The organism is Saccharopolyspora spinosa NRRL 18395, from assembly GCF_000194155.1.
GTDB classification, from domain to species: domain Bacteria; phylum Actinomycetota; class Actinomycetes; order Mycobacteriales; family Pseudonocardiaceae; genus Saccharopolyspora; species Saccharopolyspora spinosa.
Map to the genome: position 1 here is coordinate 2,745,521 of NZ_GL877878.1, position 18,843 is coordinate 2,764,363.

An 18,843-nucleotide genomic window follows, 5' to 3' on the forward strand; every position below is an offset into this window, starting at 1 on the left:
ACAGCCTGGTGCCGGATCCTCCCGCCGCCGGTGTACGCACCAGTGGCCAGAATGGGGGACCATGAGAGTGTCGGACATCACTGTCAGACACCACCCTGCCACGTCCACGACGTAGTCGAGGAGTTCCTTTGTCCCCGCTCAACAACGACGACGCCGCCGTCCCCGCCCAACGGGTGCGGGTCATCCGGGACGGTCTCGCCTCCCACTTGCCGGACATCGATCCGCAGGAGACCGAGGAGTGGTTGCAGTCCTTCGACTCGGTGCTGTCGGCCAACGGGCAGCAGCGCGCCCGGTACCTGATGCTGCGGCTGCTCCAGCGCGCCCGCGAGAGCGGCGTCGGTGTCCCGTCGCTGACCAGCACGGACTACGTCAACTCCATCCCCACCGAGAAGGAGCCGTGGTTCCCCGGCGACGAGGAGACCGAACGCCGCTACCGCGCCTGGATGCGGTGGAATGCGGCGATGATGGTGCACCGCGCGCAGCGACCAGGCATCGGCGTCGGCGGCCACATCTCGTCCTTCGCGTCCTCCGCCAGCCTCTACGAGGTCGGCTTCAACTGGTTCTTCCGCGGCAAGGACCACCCGGGCGGCGGTGACCACCTCTACATCCAGGGCCACGCCTCCCCCGGCATCTACGCCCGCGCGTTCCTGGAGGGCCGGCTGTCCGCCGACCAGCTCGACGGGTTCCGCCAGGAGTACTCGCACGCCGGTCCGGGCGGCGGTCTGCCGTCCTACCCGCACCCGCGGCTGATGCCGGCCTTCTGGGAGTTCCCCACGGTCTCAATGGGGCTGGGGCCGATGAACGCGATCTTCCAGGCGCGATTCAACCGCTACCTGCACGATCGCGGCATCAAGGACACCAGCCAGCAGCGCGTGTGGGCGTTCCTCGGCGACGGTGAGATGAACGAACCCGAGTCGCGCGGGCTGCTGCAGGTCGCGGCCAACGACGGGCTGGACAACCTCACCTTCGTGATCAACTGCAACCTGCAGCAGCTCGACGGACCGGTCCGCGGCAACGGCAAGATCATCCAGGAGCTGGAGTCGTTCTTCCGCGGCGCCGGCTGGAACGTGATCAAGGTGATCTGGGGCCGCGAGTGGGACGCGCTGCTGCACGCCGACCGCGACGGCGCCCTGGTGAACCTGATGAACACCACCCCGGACGGCGACTACCAGACCTACAAGGCCAACGACGGGGCCTTCGTCCGGGAGCACTTCTTCGGCCGCGACCCGCGCACCAAGGAGATGGTCAAGCACCTCACCGATGACCAGATCTGGGGCCTGCGCCGCGGCGGCCACGACTACCGTAAGGTCTACGCGGCCTACAAGGCGGCCACCGAGCATCACGGCCAGCCGACCGTCATCCTCGCCAAGACGATCAAGGGCTACGGCCTCGGGCCGCACTTCGAGGGCCGCAACGCCACCCACCAGATGAAGAAGCTGACCCTGGACGACCTGAAGCTGTTCCGGGACAGCCTGCGGATCCCGATCAGCGACCAGGAGCTCGACCCCTACCTGCCGCCGTACTACCACCCCGGGCAGGATTCGCCGGAGATCCGGTACCTGCACGAACGGCGCCGCCAGCTGGGCGGCTACCTGCCGGAGCGGCGGGCGAAGGCGAAGCCGCTGGTGCTGCCCGGCGACAAGGTCTACGAGGTGATCCGGCGCGGCTCCGGCAAGCAGGAGGTCGCCACCACGATGGCGTTCGTCCGACTGATCAAGGACCTCGCCAAGGACCGCGAGATCGGGCCGCGGATCGTGCCGATCATCCCGGACGAAGCCCGCACGTTCGGCATGGACTCGATGTTCCCGTCGCAGAAGATCTACAACCCGCTCGGCCAGCTCTACACGCCGGTGGACTACCAGCTGATGCTGGCCTACCGGGAGAGCGAGCAGGGCCAGATCCTGCACGAGGGCATCAACGAGGCCGGGTCGACCTCGTCGTTCACCGCGGCGGGCACCAGCTACGCCACGCACGGCGAGCCGATGATCCCCGTCTACATCTTCTACTCGATGTTCGGCTTCCAGCGCACCGGCGACAGCTTCTGGGCGGCGGCGGACCAGATGGCCCGCGGGTTCGTGCTCGGCGCGACCGCCGGGCGGACCACGCTGACCGGTGAGGGCCTGCAGCACGCGGACGGCCACTCGCAGCTGCTCGCCGCGACGAACCCGGCGGTGGTCGCCTACGATCCGGCGTGGGCGTTCGAGGTGGCGCACATCGTCAAGGACGGCCTGCGGCGGATGTTCGGCGAGGACGCCGAGAACGTCTTCTACTACCTGACCGTCTACAACGAGCCGTACCAGCAGCCGGCCGAACCGGAGGACCTGGACGTCGACGGATTGCTGCGCGGCCTGTACCGGTACCGGGCCGCGCCGGGCGGTTCCGGGCCGCGAGCGCAGATCCTCTCCTCGGGCGTGATCATGCCGCTGGCCTTGAAGGCTCAGCAGATGCTGGCCGAGGAGTGGGGCGTACAGGCCGATGTGTGGTCGGCGACGTCCTGGTCGCAGCTGCGGCGCGAAGCGGAGGCTGCCGATCGGCACAACCTGCTGCACCCGGAGGCCGAGCCGCAGGTGCCGCACGTGACTCGGGTGTTGTCGCAGGCCGACGGCCCGGTGGTCGCGGTCAGCGACTGGATGCGCGCGGTACCGGACCTGATCCGGCCGTGGGTGCCCGGCGACATGATCAGCCTCGGCGCCGACGGGTTCGGGTTCTCCGACACCCGACCGGCCGCGCGGCGGGTGTTCCTGGTCGACGCGGAGTCCACGGTGGTCGCGACGCTGGCCGCGCTGGCCCGCACCGGCCAGGTGGACAAGGCCAAGGTGGTCGAGGCGACCCGCCGCTACCGCCTGGACGACGTCCAGGCCGCCGGCCCGCAGACCTCGGACCCCGGCGTGGCCTGACCAGTCGGTGCGCGGAGGGCACCTCGGACGACCCAGCCGGTCCGAGGCGCCCTCCGCCTCACCCTGCCGCTCGGGGGTCAGCTGCCGACCGGGACGCTTTGTCGGTGCGCTGCGCGCGCGCCGTGCGGTTCCAGCTCCACCAGCCGTGGATGACCAGTGCCGCGAAGACCACGTAGATCGCCGCGCTGAAGTACAGCCCCGAAGCGATCTGCAGCGGGACGCCGACCGCGTCGACGGCCAGCCAGACCAGCCAGAACTCGACCAGTCCGCGGCCCTGCGCCCAGAACGCGACCAGGGTGCCGATGAAGATGTAGGCGTCCGGCCACGGGGCCCATGAGGCGTCCAGCGCGGACAGCAGTAGCGCGAACGCGGCGGTGCCGAGCGCCAGCGCAGCGATCAGCACGAGCCGTTCCAGGCCGCGGGCCTTGCGCACCACCACGCCGTAGACCGGATCGCTGCGCCGGGTCCAGGCCCACCAGCCGTAGCCGGAGATCAGCATGATCATCACCTGCCGGATGGCCAGCCCGCCCAGGTGAGCGGAGGCGTAGACGGCGAAGAGCAGCACCGTTGCGGACACCTGCACCGGCCAGGTAGCCAGGGTTCTGCGTTGCGCGAGGAAGACCACGGCGAGCGCGCACAGCTGCCCGACCAGTTCGGCCCAGGAGATCTTCTGGCCCAGCACGGTGACTCCGTTGCCGAGCACCCATTCCGCGATTGCCTGCACGCCCGCTCCTCCCACCGGCTGCGATCGCACCGGGGGTACACGCGGGTAGCCGACGTTGACGACCGCCGACGTGGTACGCCGATGGCCGACCGCGGCCGCCCGTGCGCTGCCTCTCATCCGGACTTTCACCGTCGGTTCCGGAATTTCACCGGATCGGCCGACACCTCCGCGGTGGAGGCGCTGGTTCGCGGACTTTCACCGCCGGTTCGGATTTTCACCGAGCCCCGGAGCGCACGACTTCGTTCGATCAGCTCAACATCGTGTGCCAGTGGATCTGTTCCAAGGTCGACATGTGGTTTGGATCACAGCTCGATCCGCCCAGGCTCACCCGGAAATCCGGTTGCGCCCGGGCCCGCGTGATCCCGGCGGCGGTATCCGGCCCTGCTGGCCGAGTCGCTTCAACTGCTGCGCACCGAGCCCCAGCTGCGCCGCTCGTCCTGGGTGCTCTTGATGTTGCTGGCGGGGCTTGCGCTGTTCCGCCACCTGATCCACCTGCGACGCGCCGTCGCTGCCCGTTCGCCGTGAGTGACAACGGAATTCGCGCGCAACAGACCGGGATGGCCGATCGAACACGCGTGCCCCTGTCGGTAGACTCGCTCGGCAGCACCGCCAGAGGGAGGCACGCCGGATGAACGACACCGACCGCGCCATCCTCGCTTTCGAGCTGGAGCACTGGCATTACCAAGGCAACAAGGAACGGGTCATCCAGGAGCGCTTCGGCTTCTCCCCGAACCGCTACTACCAGCGGCTGAACCGCCTGCTGGACGAACCCGAAGCGCTGCAGCAGCAACCGGCCCTGGTCAAGCGCCTCCAGAACCGGCGCGACCAACGGGCCCAGCGCCGCACCGCCAGGGATCGCTGACGCCCGGAGCCTCGGCCGAACTAGCGATGCCGAGGCCCGAAACTTCTTGGTACAGCACCGTTTCAGCTGCTCGAGACCCGCGAGTGCGTTGAGCGCTATAGCGGGTGCTTCCAAACTCGTTCTGCGTAGCGATGCGGGTAACGGAACCCAGACGCGGCCTGACTCCGGGATCCCCGGCTTGTGTATGACTAGGCGGACTAAGCGGCTAAGGCCGCTTCAAAAACAAAAGCCCGCCCTGCCACAGCCCGGACGACCACTTCCAAAACGGCCCCTACAACAGCTAACCACTCACGGGTCTTCTGAAGCGGCGCTGGCTCCTACGACTGGGGGCGTTGGGCGTACTGCTCGGGGGTGATCTGGCGGGCTTGCTGGATGCGGACCAGCTCCGCCAGCAGCGGCGCTGCCTGGTCCGCCGACAGGGCCTGGAACGCCGCCTTGATCGCGTCCGCGTTGGGGCCCGGCCCTGGCGCGGGACCGGCCGGCTGCTGCTTCGCCACCACCTCGTTGACCAGGTCGACGAGCATCGCGACGATCGTGCGCGGGCCGACCTCGGTCTGCCAGCCCTGGATCTCGCCCTCCGGCCCGCGGGGGCCGAGCAGTTCGTTTTCCAGGCGCCGCAGAATCGCGTCCTGCTCCGGAGTCATCACGTCCTCCTGGTCCTTCTTCCCGAGTTCGGCGCGGAACCGGTCCATGTCCACGTGACCGGGGTCGATCTTGCCGGTGACGCTGGTCTCCTTGTGGCCCCGCGCGGCGTCCATCGGGCGCCCGAGGTGGTTGAGCACCGCGGTGGTCGCCTTCAGCGCCGCCCGGTACTGCTCCGGGCTGGGCCCCTGGTTCACGCCCTGGTAGTCCCATTCGAACCCGACGTAAAGGGTGTTCCCGTCGCCCTCCGGGTTCGGCCCGGAGGCCTTCGCTTTCCCGGCGTGGTTGGCCCGCCCGGCGGCGATCATGTGCACGACGCCGTCGAAGGCGATCACCGCGTGGCACAGCGGTCCCGCCAGGTCGGGTCGGCCGTCGATGCACAACCGCACGCTCGGCGCGGGGTTCTCGTAGGACGCTGGGGTCGCGGTGTGGTGCTCCAGCACGCCTACCGGTGCGGGCTGCGGCCCCGACGTCGCGGTCCGGTCCCGCCAACCGTCGGTCTCGACCACGGTCAACCCGGCCGCGCGCAACACGTCCGCTAGCCAGACGAGAGGCAAGGCCACTTCTGATCACTCTCCCGGCTTGATCCGTTCACTCATGGTGGCGTGATCGCACGCGCGCGACCACGGCCAAGTGCGTGAAAAAAGGGGCGGGACCCACCCACGGGGTGAGTCCCAACCACTAGTCGGTACGACACGCGATCACGCGTGACCGCCCACACCGGCGTCGCCGGTCTCGGGCTTCGCGCCGTTCTTGCTGCCCTTGGAGTCGGCGGCGAAAAGGGCCTGGGCGTTGTTCAGCCACCGGCTCCAGCGCTGCCGCATCGGCCGGATCAGACCGCCGCCGAGCCCGGCGACGAGGAATATGGCCAGTTTCGGGACGAACGTCTCGATCGCGGCCCGGGCCCCGGCCAGTCCCTGTTGGAGGGCTCTCACTTTTCCTCCTCGACAAAACAAAAGCGAATTCGCGTGCGCCGGAGATCGTTTCGGGCGAATGGATTAACGGCAACCGCGACAGGCTCCCCGAAAGAGCGGTTCTTTCCCTCGTTTGGGTATCTGAGCGAGGACATGGCCACCACCACCGCTTTCCTCGCCAACGCGTCGCTTCCCGAGCACGATCACGTCAAGATCAGCCACCACGGCGCCGAATGAGCACTGCACTTCGAGACCTTGTCGCACAGGTGATGCACACTGGCCGGATCGGTCACCCCAGCCTGCTGCCGGACGGGCTGGTGCCGGTCGGCCCCTTTGCGGCTGCGCCGCAGGGACAGGGGTGCCAAGGCGGCTACGCCGCTTGCGGCAGCCCCTTACCGCGGGGCTGCCAGCGTCGCGGCTGCGGATCCGCCACGATGAAAAAGGCTCAAATCAACCGCAGTGACGATCATGTCAATGTGATGATCGTCGATCTGCCGACCCGCTGGAGTTCCGGTGCGCTGTGAGCCCGCCCGCACGGGACGGCTGCTGCCCGCCGGGGCTGATCGGCGGCGTGCGATTCTGAGGGCATGAGTACCGAACGCGCAGGTGAGCGGGATACCGGTACGCAGCGGCAGGTCTCCGCGGCCACCCTTCGTCGACTGGAACGGGGCACCGGCGGGCTGGCCAGCGCCAGCGTCAGCGAGATGGAACAGCGCCTCCCGTGGTTCCGGCGGCTGCCCGCCGACCAGCGGGCGAGCGTGCTGCTGGTCACCCAGACCGGGGCCAACAACTTCGTTGCGTGGCTGCAGGACCCGACCGAGGCGATCCGGCTGACCGCCGAAGCGTTCCGCACCGCGCCCCGGGACCTGTCCAGGTGGGTCAGCCTGCGGCAGACCCTGGAGCTGGTCCGGGTCGCCATCGACGTGTTCGAGCGGCAGCTGCCCGAACTGGCGGCCGAGGTGCCCGACCGCACCCTCCTGACCGAATCGATCCTGCGCTACACGCGGGAGATCTCGTTCGCGGCAGCCACCTCGTACGCCGCTGCGGCTGAGGCCCGCGGTGCGTGGGACGCGCGGCTGGAAGCGCTCGTCGTCGACGGCATCGTTCGCGGCGACGCCGAGGAGTCGCTGCTCTCCCGCGCCGCCGCGCTCGGCTGGGAGCCGTCGTCGGAGGCGACCGCGCTGGTCGGCAACGCACCGTCGGACGACCCGCCGACCATCATCTACCAGGTGCGCAGCCGGGCGGCGCGGCTCGGCTGCCCGGTGCTGCTCGGCGTGCAGGGCACCCGGCTCGTGGTGGTCTTCGGCGGGCCGGGCGACGCACGCACCAACGATGAGGCGGCCAAGCGGCTGTCCGAAGCTTTCGACGAAGGCCCCGTCGTGGTCGGGCCGACCGTGCCGAGCCTCGCCGAGGCGCACCGGTCGGCCGGCGATGCGATGTCCGCGCTGCGGGCCGTGGTGGCGTGGCCGACCGCGCCGCGCCCGGTGCCCTCCGGCGACCTGCTGCCGGAACGTGCGCTGGCCGGCGACCCGGAGGCCGAACGGCAGCTGGTCGAGCGGATCGTGCTGCCGCTGGTGGACGCCGGCGGCGCGCTGATGGAAACCGTCGACACCTACCTGGAGGTCGGCGGTGTGCTGGAGAACTGCGCGCGGCAGCTCTACGTGCACCCGAACACCGTGCGATACCGGCTGCGCAGAGTGGCGGAACTCACCGGCCACACGCCGTCCAACGCCCGCGACGCCCACGTCCTCCGGGTCGGCCTCGCGGTGGGTCGGCTCGCCAAGTCCCGCGGCCTGTGGTGACCGCACCGATCACCCGCCGTAGCAAGCATTTACCGATGTTCACGGCTCAGCCACCAACCGGGCACGGCCGACAACGATTCGGGACCGGGCAGCGTCTGGTCACCCGCTCGCTTGTAGACACTCCACAACATTGCGGTCCGGACTTCGTCAATTCCGTCATCACGTCGATCAGCCCTGGACGTGTTCAGTAGCAAGAGTGATCGCGCTTCTAGCCCCCGGACAGGGGTCACAGACCCCAGGGATGCTCAACCCGTGGCTCGAACTAGACGGTGCCACCGAACGCATCGGCACCTGGTCCGAGCTGACCGGCCTCGACCTGCACCGCCTCGGCACCACCGCCGACGCGGACGAGATCAAGGACACCGCGGTCACCCAGCCACTCGTGGTGGCGCTGTCGCTGATCGCCGCCGACGAACTGCGCCGCCGGGTGACGATCCCGGACGGCACCCCGGTCGCCGGGCACTCCGTCGGTGAGCTCGCCGCCGCCGCCATCGCGGGTGCCCTGGCCTTCGACGACGCCGTTTCGCTGGCCGCCGTGCGCGGCCGGGAGATGGCCGCCGCCTGCGCGCTGGAGCCAACCGGCATGGCCGCCGTGCTCGGCGGCGAGGCGGACGACGTGGTCACCCACCTCGAACAGCTCGGCCTGGACCCGGCCAACCGCAACGGCGCCGGCCAGATCGTGGCCGCCGGGCGGGTGCCCGCGCTCGAACAGCTCGCCGCCGAACCGCCAGTCGGTGCCCGGGTGCGCCCGCTGCCGGTGGCCGGTGCCTTCCACACCCGCTTCATGGCGCCCGCTCGGGAAAGCCTGGCCCAGCACGCGGAGAAGGTGACCGTGACCGACGCCGCCCTGCCGCTGCTGTCCAACGCCGACGGTGCGGTCGTCACGGACGCCGCCGAGATCGTGCAGCGGCTCGTCTCCCAGGTCACCAGCCCGGTGCGCTGGGACACCTGCATGGCGGCACTGGCCGAACACGGTGTCGAGGCGGTCGTGGAGTTCCCGCCCGCCGGCACTCTCAGCGGCCTGGTTCGCCGCGAGCTCAAGGGCGTCAAAACCGTCGCTCTGAAGACCCCTGCCGACCTGGACAAGGTCGCCGACCTGCTCAGGAGCGACGCGTGACGCGACCCCGCATTGCCCAGAACCCCATCTCGGCCGGCACCAAGCTGCTCGGCTTCGGCAGCGCGCAGGGCAACCGGATCGTCACCAACGACGACTTGGCCAAGATCGTCGACACCAACGACGAGTGGATCCGGCAGCGCGTCGGCATCATCCACCGCCGGCTCGGCGACGCCGACCAGACGGTGGTCAGCATGGCCGTCGAGGCCGGCGCGAAGGCGGTCGCCGACGCGGGCCTGACACCGTCCGATGTGGACCAGGTGATGGTCGCCACCTGCACCATGCCGGGCGGCATCCCGAACGCCGCGGCCCAGGTCGCCGATCAGATCGGCATCAAGGCCAAGAGCGCCTACGACCTCAACGCCGCCTGCGCCGGGTTCGTCTACGCGCTGTCCACCGCCTCGGACGCGGTGCGCGCCGGTTCGGCCCGCAACGTGCTGGTGATCGGCTCCGAACGGTTCCAGGAATGGCTGGACTGGGAGGACCGCGGGAACTGCATCATCTTCGCCGACGGCGCCGGTGCCGTGTTGGTCGGTCCGGCCGAGGAGCCGGAGCTCGGCCCTGGCGTGCTGGGCAGCGCCGGCGACCTGGCGGACACCATCTACCTGCGCGACGGGAAATACATCTACCAGGAGGGCCAGTCGGTCTTCCGGTGGGCGACCACGCAGATCGCCCCGGTGGCAGTTCGCGCGGTCGAGGCGGCCGGTCTCCAGATGTCCGATGTGGACGTACTGGTGCCGCACCAGGCGAACCTGCGGATCGTAGAGGCCATTGCCAAGAAGCTGCAGTCCCAGGGTGCCCGTGACGACCTAGTGCTCGCGCGTGACATCGTCTACTCCGGCAACACGTCGTCGGCGTCCATCCCGCTGGCCATCGACCACATGCGGGCGGCGGGGGAGATCCCCAGCGGTGCCGTGATGCTGCTCGTGGGCTTCGGCGCCGGGCTGTGCTACTCGGCCCAGGTCGCAATCTGCCCCTGAGCCCACCCGAAAGCTGCCGCGGGTCCACCGAGCCGCGGTGCGGAACGCAAGAACCAGGAAGGAACTACCAGTGTCGAACGAGGAAATCACCACCGGTCTCGCCGCCATCGTCGAGGAGGTCGCCGGTGTCGACGCCGCCGACGTGACCGTCGACAAGTCCTTCGTCGACGACCTGGACATCGACTCGCTGTCTATGGTGGAGATCGCCGTGCAGGCGGAGGACAAGTTCGGGGTCAAGATCCCGGACGACCAGCTGGCCAACCTCAAGACCGTCGGTGATGCGGTTGACTACATCACCAAGAACGCATGACAACGGATGTCGTGATCACCGGGCTGGGCGCGACGACACCGCTTGGCGGTGACGTCGCGTCCACCTGGGACGGATTGGTCAACGGCGCCTCCGGCGTTCGCCGGCTGGAAGCCGAGTGGGTGGACCGGCTCGAACTCCCGGCCAAGATCGGCGCCCCGCTGGCGATGGACCCGAGCGAGGTGCTGCCCCGCGTTCAGCTGCGGCGGATGGACCGCTGCGAGGCGATCGCCGTGATCGCCGCCCGCGAGGCCTGGGCCGACGCCGGTTTCGAGCTGCCCACCGACGACAACGAGCCGGTCGACCCGGACCGGCTGGGCGTGTCGCTGGGCACCGGCATCGGCGGACCGGTCACGCTGCTGCAGCAGAACGACCTGCTGCAGCAGAGCGGGCTGCGCAAGGTTTCGCCACTGACCGTGCCGATGCTGATGCCCAACGGCCCGGCCGCGATGGTCAGCCTGGACGTGCGGGCTCGCGCCGGAGTGCACTCCCCCGCGTCGGCCTGCGCCTCGGGCGCCGAGGGCCTGGCCAAGGGCTTCGACATGATCCAGCAGGGGCAAGCGGACGTGGTGGTGGCCGGTGGCGCGGAGGCCTGCATCCACCCGATCACCATCGCCGGTTTCGCCCAGGCCCGGACCCTGAGCACCCGCAACGACGACCCGGAGCGCGCCTCGCGCCCGTTCGACGTCGACCGCGACGGGTTCGTGATGGGCGAGGGAGCCGGCGCGGTCATCCTGGAGAGCGCGGAGCACGCCAAGGCGCGCGGCGCTCGGATCTACGGCCGGTTGGCAGGCGTGGGCATCACCTCCGACGCCTACCACATCACCGGTAGTCCGCCGGACGGCCGCGGCCAGGTCGCCGCGATGCGCAAGGCGATGCAGACCGCGGGCCTGCAGCCTTCGGACATCGGGCATGTCAACGCGCACGCGACGTCCACTGCGGTCGGCGACTTGGGCGAGGCGAACTCGGTGCGCAAGGCGATCGGCGACGGCGCGGTGGTCACCGCGCCGAAGGGATCGCTGGGCCACCTGGTCGGCGGGGCCGGTGCGGTGGAGAGCATCATCACGATCCTCTCGCTGCGGCACGGCATCATCCCGGCCACCCGGAACCTGGAAACGATCGACCCGAAGGTCGAGCTCGACGTGGTCGCCGACAAGCCTCGGCAGGTTGAGCAGACCGCAGCGATCAACAACGCCTTCGGCTTCGGCGGGCATAACGTCGCGCTCGCCTTCGCCAGGGCATGACCGTTCCCCGAAAGGACGGGCTGAGCCGTTGTTCAGCCCGTCCTTTCGCGCTCTGCGGTACGACGAAACCGCAGGCGGCCGGTCGCCCGTCAGCGACGCCCCGTCGCCCGGCGGCCGTCTGAGACCGACTCCCGGAGGATCCGATGACCGCAGTGGCCAGCCGGCCGGAGAGCGACCAGGAACAGCGGGATCCGCGGGATCCTGAGGTGCGGCTGGGCCAGCTGCTTGATCCGGGGTCGATCGAGCCGCTGCACCGGCGCGATGGCAGCGGGATGTTCGCGGTGCGCGGCCGTGTCGATGGCACGAAGGTGGTCGTGTACTGCAGTGATGCCACCAAGATGGGTGGTGCGCTGGGTGCGGGGGGCTGCGGGCACATCGTGGACGCCATCGATGTGGCGGTGCGTGAGCGCTGTCCGGTGATCGGCGTGTGGCATTCCGGCGGTGCCCGCATTCCCGAGGGGGTGGAGTCGCTGGATGGCATGGGCCGGATGTTCGCGGCGATGATCGGCGCGTCCGGTCGGGTGCCGCAGATCTCTGTGGTGGTGGGCCCGGCCGCCGGTGGTGCGGCTTATGGTCCGGCGTTGACCGATGTGGTGATCATGTCCCCGGCCGGGCGTGTGTTCGTGACCGGGCCGGAGGTGGTCCGGAGCGTTACCGGTGAGGAGATCGATCAGGAGGGTCTTGGTGGCGTTTCCGCGCACGGTGCGAAGTCCGGCGTGGTGCATGTGGTCGCCGATGATGAGTCCGACGCGTATGTGCGGGCGCGGCGGCTGACGGGGTTGTTCGCCGAGCCGGGCGTGTTCGACCTGCGTTGCGTGCGGGACGCTGAGGATCTGCGCGCGTTGCTGCCGGACCGTCCGCAGCGTGCCTACGATGTCAAGCCGGTGATCCGTGGCATCCTCGACGCCCGCGCCGATGGTGGTGCGGACTTTGAGGAGTTGCAGGCCAAGTGGGCTGCGAACATCGTGGTCGGTCTCGGTCGGCTCGGTGGCCGCAGCATTGGTGTGATCGCCAACAACCCGTTGCGCAAGGGCGGTTGTCTGGACTCGCTTTCGGCGGAGAAGGCCGCGCGGTTCGTGCGGATGTGCGACTCGTTCGGCGTGCCGCTGCTGGTGCTCGTCGATGTGCCGGGCTACTTGCCCGGGGTCGGTCAGGAGTGGGGCGGTGTGGTGCGGCGTGGTGCGAAGCTGCTGCACGCCTTCGGTGAAGCGGTGGTGCCTCGGGTGACGTTGGTGACCCGTAAGTCCTATGGTGGCGCGTACATCGCGATGAACGCTCGCTCGCTGGGTGCGACCACTGTGTTCGCCTGGCCGGAGGCCGAGGTCGCGGTGATGGGTGCCAAGGCCGCGGTCGGCATCCTGCACCGCAAGGCGCTGGCCGCCGCGCCCGAGGAGGAACGCGAGGCGTTGCAGGCCAGGCTCGCCGAGGAGCACGAGCGGGTTGCCGGCGGGGTGGGCCGGGCGATGTCGATCGGCGTGGTCGACGAGGTGATCGACCCGAAGACCACCCGCCGCCGGGTCGCCGAAGCACTGGCCGCCGCCCCCGCGGGCCGCGGTTCGCACGGCAACATCCCACTGTAACCGGAATTTCAGGGCAGCTGAAGGCGGCCTCCCGCGCGCGGGAGACGGACGCGACGATCGACTCGCCGGCCGGCCAGGTCGGCTACGGCAGCGCTTTCGCGCTCAGCAACGCCTGCAAGCGACACTTCGATTTCAGCCCGCGGAGTACCGCCTCGCGGCGGCGGGGTGATCGCGGATCACTGGTTGCAGTAGTCGAGCAGGGCGCTGTTGGGCAGTTTGCTGGTGTCCAGCCGGAAGCTCCTGCCCGCATCGTCCAACACCAGCGGGTACACGACGTTCCAGGCCACGCACGTCGCTTTGAGCTGCGGTGGCGCGTCTTCCAGGCCCTGCGTGCTCATGAAGGTCAGCATCACCAGCAGCGAGCCGTCCGCACCCTGGTCGATGCGGTGCACCGTCCACCCGAAGTCGTGGGTGGTGTCGTAGCTGTCGAACCACTTGTCCTTGGGCAGCTCCTGCCACTTCTCGGGGACCACCGTGGACTTCCACCGGTCGTAGTTCCGCTCGTTGATGGAGCTGAAGTGGAGGTCCAGCAGGGACTGCACGCCCGCCAGATCGGGGCTCGCCGCGGCATCCGGGGTGTAGACGATGCCGATCGGGGACTTGACCCACTCGGCCGACTGCGAGGCCTGGGAGTTCTGCTGGGTGAGCGTGCGCGGGTAGACGTTTTCGGCCAGCAGCACCCCGCCGCCCGCCGCACCGAGCAGCACGACGATCGCCAGCGGAATACCCCATTTGAACCAGGAACGCACGGTCTCAGCCTTTCACACCGAGATCGCTCGCGAGCGGTGGTTCCGGCAAGAACCGGAAATCACCCTCGCGAACCATGCGTCAGCCCACCCGGTGCAGCCAGGTCACCGGCGCGCCGTCGCCGGCGCGGCGGAACGGTTCGAGGGCGTCGTCCCAGGCCGCACCGAGCAGCTGGTCCACGCGGTGGCCGAAGGCCTCGGGGCTCTTGGTGTTGGCCGCGAGCGTCCGCAGCTGGTCCTCGCTGACCATGATGTCGCCGTTGGCGCTGGTGCAGGCCCGCCACAGGCCCAGCCCGGGCGCATGGCAGAACCGCTGCCCGTCGACCCCGGGACTGGGGTCTTCGGTGACTTCGAAGCGCAGCATCGGCCACGCGCGCAGCGCGGTGACCAAGCGCGCTCCGGTACCCGGCTCGCCCGTCCAGTTGCACTCCGCGCGGAGTTGCCCTGGGGCTGCCGGTTGTGCCGTCCAGCGGAGTTCTGTCCGAATGCCGAGTGCGCCAGAGATTGCCCACTCGACGTGCGGGCAGACCGCAGACGGCGACGAGTGGACGTAGACCACACCAGACGTGCGGCCACGGTCGCTGCCACGGGTGCTCACTGCTGACCTCCGCTGTTCGACGAGGGACGTCTTCCCCTACGACCTCGCGTACTTGGCGATCAACAGGTGCGGCGTCATTCTGCATTGCGGATGGAGCGGTCCGCCACCAGAACGTCGTCATCCGTCTCGCGCCCGCGAGCGACCTGCACCGCTCGGCCCGGCCCCGCACCGACTGCTCCGAATGGTGGTAATCGCAGATCCGGGGCGTTGCCGTGGGCTTTCCGGGTCGCTCGAAAGCACCAGTGCACGACTGGCCGGAGAGTGGTGGATACCACTCGATCGGACGAAAGTCGGAACCTCGGGACAATACTTGGTCCCCCGACTAACGTCTCAGCTCGAACAGCGGGTGATCGTCGGGCGCGCGGTGTCCGCCGGATCTTGGAGGTCGTCATGCGACTGGTGCGGCTCGGTGCGGAACCGACCCAGGTCGGCGCCGACATCCGGGCGGCCATCTCCGCATGGGGCACCGGTTGCTCGGTGCTCGGCGGGGTCGCCGCCTTCGGCTGCCGCCCGCCCGGCAGCCCGCGCCCGCTGGACGCGGTGATCGTGCTGCCCCGCGGGGTGGTCGTGGTGCTCGGGCTCGATCTCCCCGCGCCCGCGTTGAAGGTCGACGCGCCGCTGCAAACCCCGTGGAGGGTCGACGGCTGGCCGCTGGTGCGCACCGAGGGCGCGGTCAACCCCGGGTTGGAGGGGCTCGAATCGGCGGCCGCGCTGGCGCGCAGCCTGCAGTCGCGCGGGCTGGAACCGTTGCCGGTGGCCGCGATCGTGGTAGTCGGCCCGTATGCCGGTCAGGTCACGCAGCCCACCACCGACCTGCACCGCGGGGTGCGGGTGGTTTCGCCGAACACGACCAGCATCCTCGCCGCCGCCCGCGAGCTGGCCACCTACGAACGCCCGTGCCCCGTTGCCCCCGCCCAGCGGCTGTTGCGGGTGCTCGACGAGAACTGCGAGCTCGGCCTCACCGAGCTGGCCGACGAGGGCTTCCCGGTATCCGGGGCCGTGGATCTGGCCACAGCGGACACCATGCTGATCCCGAAGTACACCGACCATCCCGCAGCAGCGGCGGCGCGGCGATTCGCCCCGCGCGACAAGCTGATCGCGGTAGCGGCGACGGCGCTGGTGCTGCTTTGCGGCGTCATCGGGATGTGGTTGACGCTCGGCAAACCCGCCGCTAGCCCGCCGCCGCGGACCCCGCCCATCCAGCGGGCCGACGGCGTCGAGTTCGCGCAGATGGTGACCGCTCGCGACGCCTCGTGCGCGCAGCACTCGTTCGGCGATGTGCAGCGCTGGTTCGAGCAGCGGCCGTGCCGGAGCCTGACGCGCGCGGTGTTCGACACTCAGGTTTCGGGTCGGTCGGCAGCCGTATCGGTGGTCATCGTCGAACTGCCCGACCAAGGGGCGGCCAGCGAGCTGCGGAAACTCGCCGATGCCGCAGGCACCGGTGGCGTCACGGATCTGATCGCCGAGGGCTCCGGCTGGCCGGACGGCCCCGACGGGTTCGACGACGCGGCGCAGGCCGTGCAGCAGAACGGGAACCAGGTGCGGATCGTGCAAACCGTGTGGCGGCACCGATCCTCCAGTCCGGACGACGTGGGACTCCGCGCGCTTGCCGAACGCGGCCTCCGCCTGACGCCCCAGCCCTGACGCACCGCTCTCCCCGCTCCGGGTCCGCCGCGATTTGCCATCGGTCATACACAAGTCCGGGATCGCGGAGTCGAGAAGGCCGCCGAGGTTGCGCTACCCGCACCGCAACGCAAGAAGAGGCTGGAAACCCCTCAATGGAAATTGCGGCGGATTGCGCGGTCACGACTGCCCGGGTTCGCGAACTTCGTTCGATTTGGGCTGCCCGGGGATCCGGGACGAGCCGCCCCGGGCCGGCGCGCGGTCCGCGGAGAGGATCTTCGGGGCCTTGGTCAGGTAGGGATTTCCCAGCCGGGCGAGGAACAACGCCGGTGCGAACAGCGGGACGACGGCCGACAACGCTGCCGCCGTCACGCCCGCGCGCAACACTTCGCGCGGCAGCAACGTGGTCCGGCGGTCGACGAAACGGTCGCTGGTCAGCGCCGCCAGCCACAGCACGAGCACGAACCCCGCCAGGGTCGCCACCGCCAGCAGGATCGCGGGTTGGTAGCCGAGCCGTTCCGCGCCGAGCATGACCGAGATCCAGCCGAGCAGCGCCGGCAGCTGGCCGCGCTCGGTGGTGGCCGCCCAAAGCAGTCCACCCAGCAGCGCGAAACCGCCGCCGCTGCTCTGCCAGGTCTCGGTGAGGCGCTCGGCCCACTCGCCTCCGGTGAGCCCGAAGCGGGCGGCGAGCCGACCCAGCACGTCCAGCGCGGTCGGCCCGTCCTCCGGCACCAGGAACTGGCCGGCGATCCAGGCCAGCGTCCACAGCGACACCCCGAACGCGAGGACCTGCTGCCACCTCGGCCGGTCCAGCGCGGCCTGGTAGAGCCGCGCCAGTTCCCGTTGTTGCGCCTGCACGTCCACCCCTGTCCTCGGGACCGGAAAGCCGCTGCCGATCGTCCGTGCCCGGCGGCGATCAAGTCCGGCATTGATCAAATCGAGGGCGTGTCCGCGCTGCGGAGCGTGATCGGCTTCAGAAGACCCCGGGCCCTTCCGCGCACGCACCGTCGTCGGTGCAGGCCGGTGGGATCGGGCGGATCATCGAGCCGTCCACGAGCCACTGCCCCTTCCCCTTGGTCGACACCAGGAAGCGACCGAGCGGATCCGTGGACAGCCGTGCCTGGCCCGCGGCCAGCGGCGGGGTCCGGAACGGCACCCCGGCGCCGATCTTGCGCCCGCTGTCCGCAGCGTACGTGGCCACCCGGGACTGCTCGCCGCCGCAGTCCACCGGTTGCAGCGCCGCGACGTCGCGCCCGGACCAGGCGATGGCCACCGGGCCGCAGGTGGCGTCCGGCACCGCATCGACGTGCCCGGCCAGCGAGGTCGCGTCCGGCGCGAGCAGCAGCACCAGGGACTGGCGGCTGCCCTGTTGCCCGGCCAGCACCGCGAGGCGGCCGTCATCGGCCAACGCCAGGTCGTCCACCCGCAGTTCCGGCGGGATCGCGATCCGCTGCCGCTGGCCGCCGCCTTGCACGACCACCACGGCGTTCCCGTCGAGGTAGGCGACGCGCTCGCCGCCCGCGGTCAGCAACCGCCCGTCGCCGACGTCGCCGGGCAGCACCCGCTGCCCGCCGCGCAGCAGCACCTCGACGATCCGGCGACCGTCCGATGTGGACACCGTGGTGTAGACCCGGTCGTGGTCGGTGGCCAGGACACCTGCGTCGGCCCCGTCGACGCGGGCGACCTCCTGGTTCTCCCGGCCGGACCGCACGTCGAAGGAGGCGATCACGCCGGGCGCTGGCGCGGCGAGATAGCTGTCCGGCTGGACACTGACCGGCTCGGGTTCCTGCTGGCCGGGAATGACCAGCGAGGCCACGACGAACGCGGCCGCCGCAACGGCCACCGCGCCGACCAGGGCGAGCAGCGGGCGGCGCGGCGACCTCCGCCGGCGCGTGGCCGCCAGCAGCCGAGGCAGCGCGTCCGGCTTGGGTTCCACGTCCTCGACCAGCCGGTGCAGCTGCGCTCTCAGCAGGTCCACGTCCCCTGTGCTGTTCCCGTCGTTCACACCCACTCCCCCAGCAGATCCGACAGTCTCGAAACCCCACGCGAGCAGTACGACTTCACCGCACCCTGGCTGCAGCCCATGATCTCGGCGGTGCGGACCTCGCTGAGATCTGCGTAATAGCGCAGCACCACGGCCTCCCGCTGCCGGCGCGGCAGCTTCGCCAGCGCCGCTGCCAGCACCGCGCGGTCCACCCCGCGTCCCGTGTCGTCCGGCTGGCTGTCCTCGATGGCGAGCTTCGGCTGGTACTTCTTGGCGATCAACCGGCGCCGCAGCATGGACCGCGCCCGGTTGAGCACCGCCTGGCGCAGGAAGGCGAGCGCCTTGTCCGGATCACGCAGCCGGGAGCGGGAGTCGAAGACCCGCACATAGGCGTCCTGCACGATGTCCTCCGCAGAGGCGCGGTCGTCCACCAGCAGGATCGCGATGCGCAGCAGTCGCCGGTAGTGCTCCTGGTACAGGTCGGTCAGCTTGCTAGTCAGTTCATCCATTGCCGCCAGCCCGTCGCCCGGCCAGGCGGTCACGGGCAATGCGATCGACACCGTCACATATCTGCACGACGCCCAAGACCCCCTCCTTGGTTGCGGCCGGAATTCACTCGTTATCAATTGGCTGCGCCCAACGGCGGCGAAGTTTACCGGCGCACCAGTCGATGATGATCTCCCGGCGGCTTCTGCGGGCCCCGACACCCAGATGGATCATGCCCGGTCAGCCCCATGCACTACCGCCGCGCGCGACTGGGGTAAGCGGCAGCCTCCGATGGGAAATATTGCCGCCGGCCGTCCCCGGCGGTAGGCCTGTGGTGCTG

At 69.9% G+C, this 18,843-nt stretch carries 18 protein-coding genes, 1 pseudogene and 1 riboswitch; of the genes and pseudogenes, 11 read left to right on the forward strand and 8 right to left on the reverse strand.

Going from position 1 to position 18,843, the window contains the following annotated elements:
* Positions 1 to 128 precede the first annotated feature (128 nt).
* Complete coding sequence (aceE, locus tag SSPN_RS0113740; RefSeq protein WP_010695532.1) at positions 129 to 2,897, forward strand: pyruvate dehydrogenase (acetyl-transferring), homodimeric type; 2,769 nt, start codon at positions 129 to 131, stop codon at positions 2,895 to 2,897.
* A 58-nt stretch (positions 2,898 to 2,955) separates the two neighbouring features.
* On the opposite strand, the gene SSPN_RS0113745 is transcribed toward aceE, so the two are convergent.
* A complete protein-coding gene (locus tag SSPN_RS0113745; RefSeq protein WP_010695533.1) occupies positions 2,956 to 3,621 on the reverse strand; it encodes a nicotinamide mononucleotide transporter family protein in 666 nt (221 codons plus the stop codon).
* 101 nt (positions 3,622 to 3,722) lie between these two features.
* Positions 3,723 to 3,856, reverse strand: a riboswitch (FMN riboswitch).
* 393 nt (positions 3,857 to 4,249) lie between these two features.
* Between SSPN_RS0113745 and SSPN_RS0113750 the strand changes: the two genes are divergently transcribed.
* A complete protein-coding gene (locus tag SSPN_RS0113750) occupies positions 4,250 to 4,483 on the forward strand; it encodes a DUF3263 domain-containing protein (RefSeq protein ID WP_010695534.1) in 234 nt (77 codons plus the stop codon).
* A gap of 317 nt (positions 4,484 to 4,800) precedes the next feature.
* On the opposite strand, the gene SSPN_RS48845 is transcribed toward SSPN_RS0113750, so the two are convergent.
* Together SSPN_RS48845 and SSPN_RS0113760 are read right to left on the reverse strand one after the other, a co-directional pair.
* The gene (locus tag SSPN_RS48845) at positions 4,801 to 5,688 is read right to left on the reverse strand and encodes a peptidoglycan recognition protein family protein (RefSeq protein ID WP_010695535.1); all 888 of its coding nucleotides are present in this window, start codon (positions 5,686 to 5,688) and stop codon (positions 4,801 to 4,803) included.
* Between the two features lie 138 nt (positions 5,689 to 5,826).
* Complete coding sequence (locus tag SSPN_RS0113760; protein WP_010695536.1) at positions 5,827 to 6,060, reverse strand: hypothetical protein; 234 nt, start codon at positions 6,058 to 6,060, stop codon at positions 5,827 to 5,829.
* Between the two features lie 212 nt (positions 6,061 to 6,272).
* Here SSPN_RS0113760 and SSPN_RS58370 point away from each other — a divergent pair, with 212 nt between their 5' ends.
* The 8 genes and pseudogenes from SSPN_RS58370 to SSPN_RS62575 form a co-directional block, all read left to right on the forward strand.
* Positions 6,273 to 6,563, forward strand: coding sequence for a hypothetical protein (locus SSPN_RS58370; protein WP_083821712.1), 291 nt, complete (start codon positions 6,273 to 6,275; stop codon positions 6,561 to 6,563).
* A 63-nt stretch (positions 6,564 to 6,626) separates the two neighbouring features.
* Positions 6,627 to 7,841 carry a PucR family transcriptional regulator gene (locus SSPN_RS0113770; protein ID WP_010695537.1) on the forward strand — a complete coding sequence of 405 codons (1,215 nt, stop codon included), beginning with the start codon at positions 6,627 to 6,629 and terminating at the stop codon, positions 7,839 to 7,841.
* A gap of 196 nt (positions 7,842 to 8,037) precedes the next feature.
* Positions 8,038 to 8,958 (forward strand): ACP S-malonyltransferase, encoded by a 921-nt coding sequence (locus SSPN_RS0113775; protein WP_083821714.1) that lies wholly within the window; start codon positions 8,038 to 8,040, stop codon positions 8,956 to 8,958.
* Positions 8,955 to 9,935: a beta-ketoacyl-ACP synthase III gene (locus SSPN_RS0113780; protein ID WP_010695539.1), complete on the forward strand. Its 981-nt coding sequence runs from the start codon at positions 8,955 to 8,957 to the stop codon at positions 9,933 to 9,935. The genes SSPN_RS0113775 and SSPN_RS0113780 overlap by 4 nt, the downstream gene beginning before the upstream one ends.
* A 70-nt stretch (positions 9,936 to 10,005) precedes the next feature.
* On the forward strand, positions 10,006 to 10,245 hold the full coding sequence (locus SSPN_RS0113785) for an acyl carrier protein (RefSeq protein ID WP_010695540.1): 240 nt from the start codon (positions 10,006 to 10,008) through the stop codon (positions 10,243 to 10,245).
* Positions 10,242 to 11,486 carry a beta-ketoacyl-[acyl-carrier-protein] synthase family protein gene (locus tag SSPN_RS0113790; protein ID WP_010695541.1) on the forward strand — a complete coding sequence of 415 codons (1,245 nt, stop codon included), beginning with the start codon at positions 10,242 to 10,244 and terminating at the stop codon, positions 11,484 to 11,486. The genes SSPN_RS0113785 and SSPN_RS0113790 overlap by 4 nt, the downstream gene beginning before the upstream one ends.
* A gap of 143 nt (positions 11,487 to 11,629) precedes the next feature.
* Positions 11,630 to 13,066, forward strand: coding sequence for an acyl-CoA carboxylase subunit beta (locus tag SSPN_RS0113795; protein WP_010695542.1), 1,437 nt, complete (start codon positions 11,630 to 11,632; stop codon positions 13,064 to 13,066).
* Positions 13,067 to 13,113: 47 nt separating this feature from the next.
* Positions 13,114 to 13,209, forward strand: a pseudogene (locus tag SSPN_RS62575) (AraC family transcriptional regulator); the annotation flags it as partial.
* A gap of 33 nt (positions 13,210 to 13,242) precedes the next feature.
* Here the strand turns inward: SSPN_RS62575 and SSPN_RS0113800 are convergent.
* Positions 13,243 to 13,815 carry a hypothetical protein gene (locus SSPN_RS0113800; RefSeq protein ID WP_010695543.1) on the reverse strand — a complete coding sequence of 191 codons (573 nt, stop codon included), beginning with the start codon at positions 13,813 to 13,815 and terminating at the stop codon, positions 13,243 to 13,245.
* A gap of 79 nt (positions 13,816 to 13,894) precedes the next feature.
* A complete protein-coding gene (locus SSPN_RS0113805; RefSeq protein ID WP_044573961.1) occupies positions 13,895 to 14,371 on the reverse strand; it encodes a DUF3145 domain-containing protein in 477 nt (158 codons plus the stop codon).
* A 429-nt stretch (positions 14,372 to 14,800) separates the two neighbouring features.
* Here SSPN_RS0113805 and SSPN_RS0113810 point away from each other — a divergent pair, with 429 nt between their 5' ends.
* Entirely contained in the window at positions 14,801 to 16,054 is a 1,254-nt protein-coding gene (locus SSPN_RS0113810) for a hypothetical protein (RefSeq protein ID WP_010695545.1), read from the forward strand.
* A gap of 159 nt (positions 16,055 to 16,213) precedes the next feature.
* Here the strand turns inward: SSPN_RS0113810 and SSPN_RS0113815 are convergent, their stop codons facing one another.
* The 3 genes from SSPN_RS0113815 to SSPN_RS0113825 all read right to left on the reverse strand — a co-directional run bounded on the left by SSPN_RS0113815 (position 16,214) and on the right by SSPN_RS0113825 (position 18,526).
* Positions 16,214 to 16,897, reverse strand: coding sequence for a hypothetical protein (locus tag SSPN_RS0113815; RefSeq protein ID WP_010695546.1), 684 nt, complete (start codon positions 16,895 to 16,897; stop codon positions 16,214 to 16,216).
* A 109-nt stretch (positions 16,898 to 17,006) separates the two neighbouring features.
* A complete protein-coding gene (locus tag SSPN_RS0113820; RefSeq protein ID WP_010695547.1) occupies positions 17,007 to 18,038 on the reverse strand; it encodes a hypothetical protein in 1,032 nt (343 codons plus the stop codon).
* Complete coding sequence (locus SSPN_RS0113825) at positions 18,035 to 18,526, reverse strand: SigE family RNA polymerase sigma factor (RefSeq protein ID WP_044573964.1); 492 nt, start codon at positions 18,524 to 18,526, stop codon at positions 18,035 to 18,037. The genes SSPN_RS0113820 and SSPN_RS0113825 overlap by 4 nt, the downstream gene beginning before the upstream one ends.
* Positions 18,527 to 18,843: the final 317 nt, after the last annotated feature.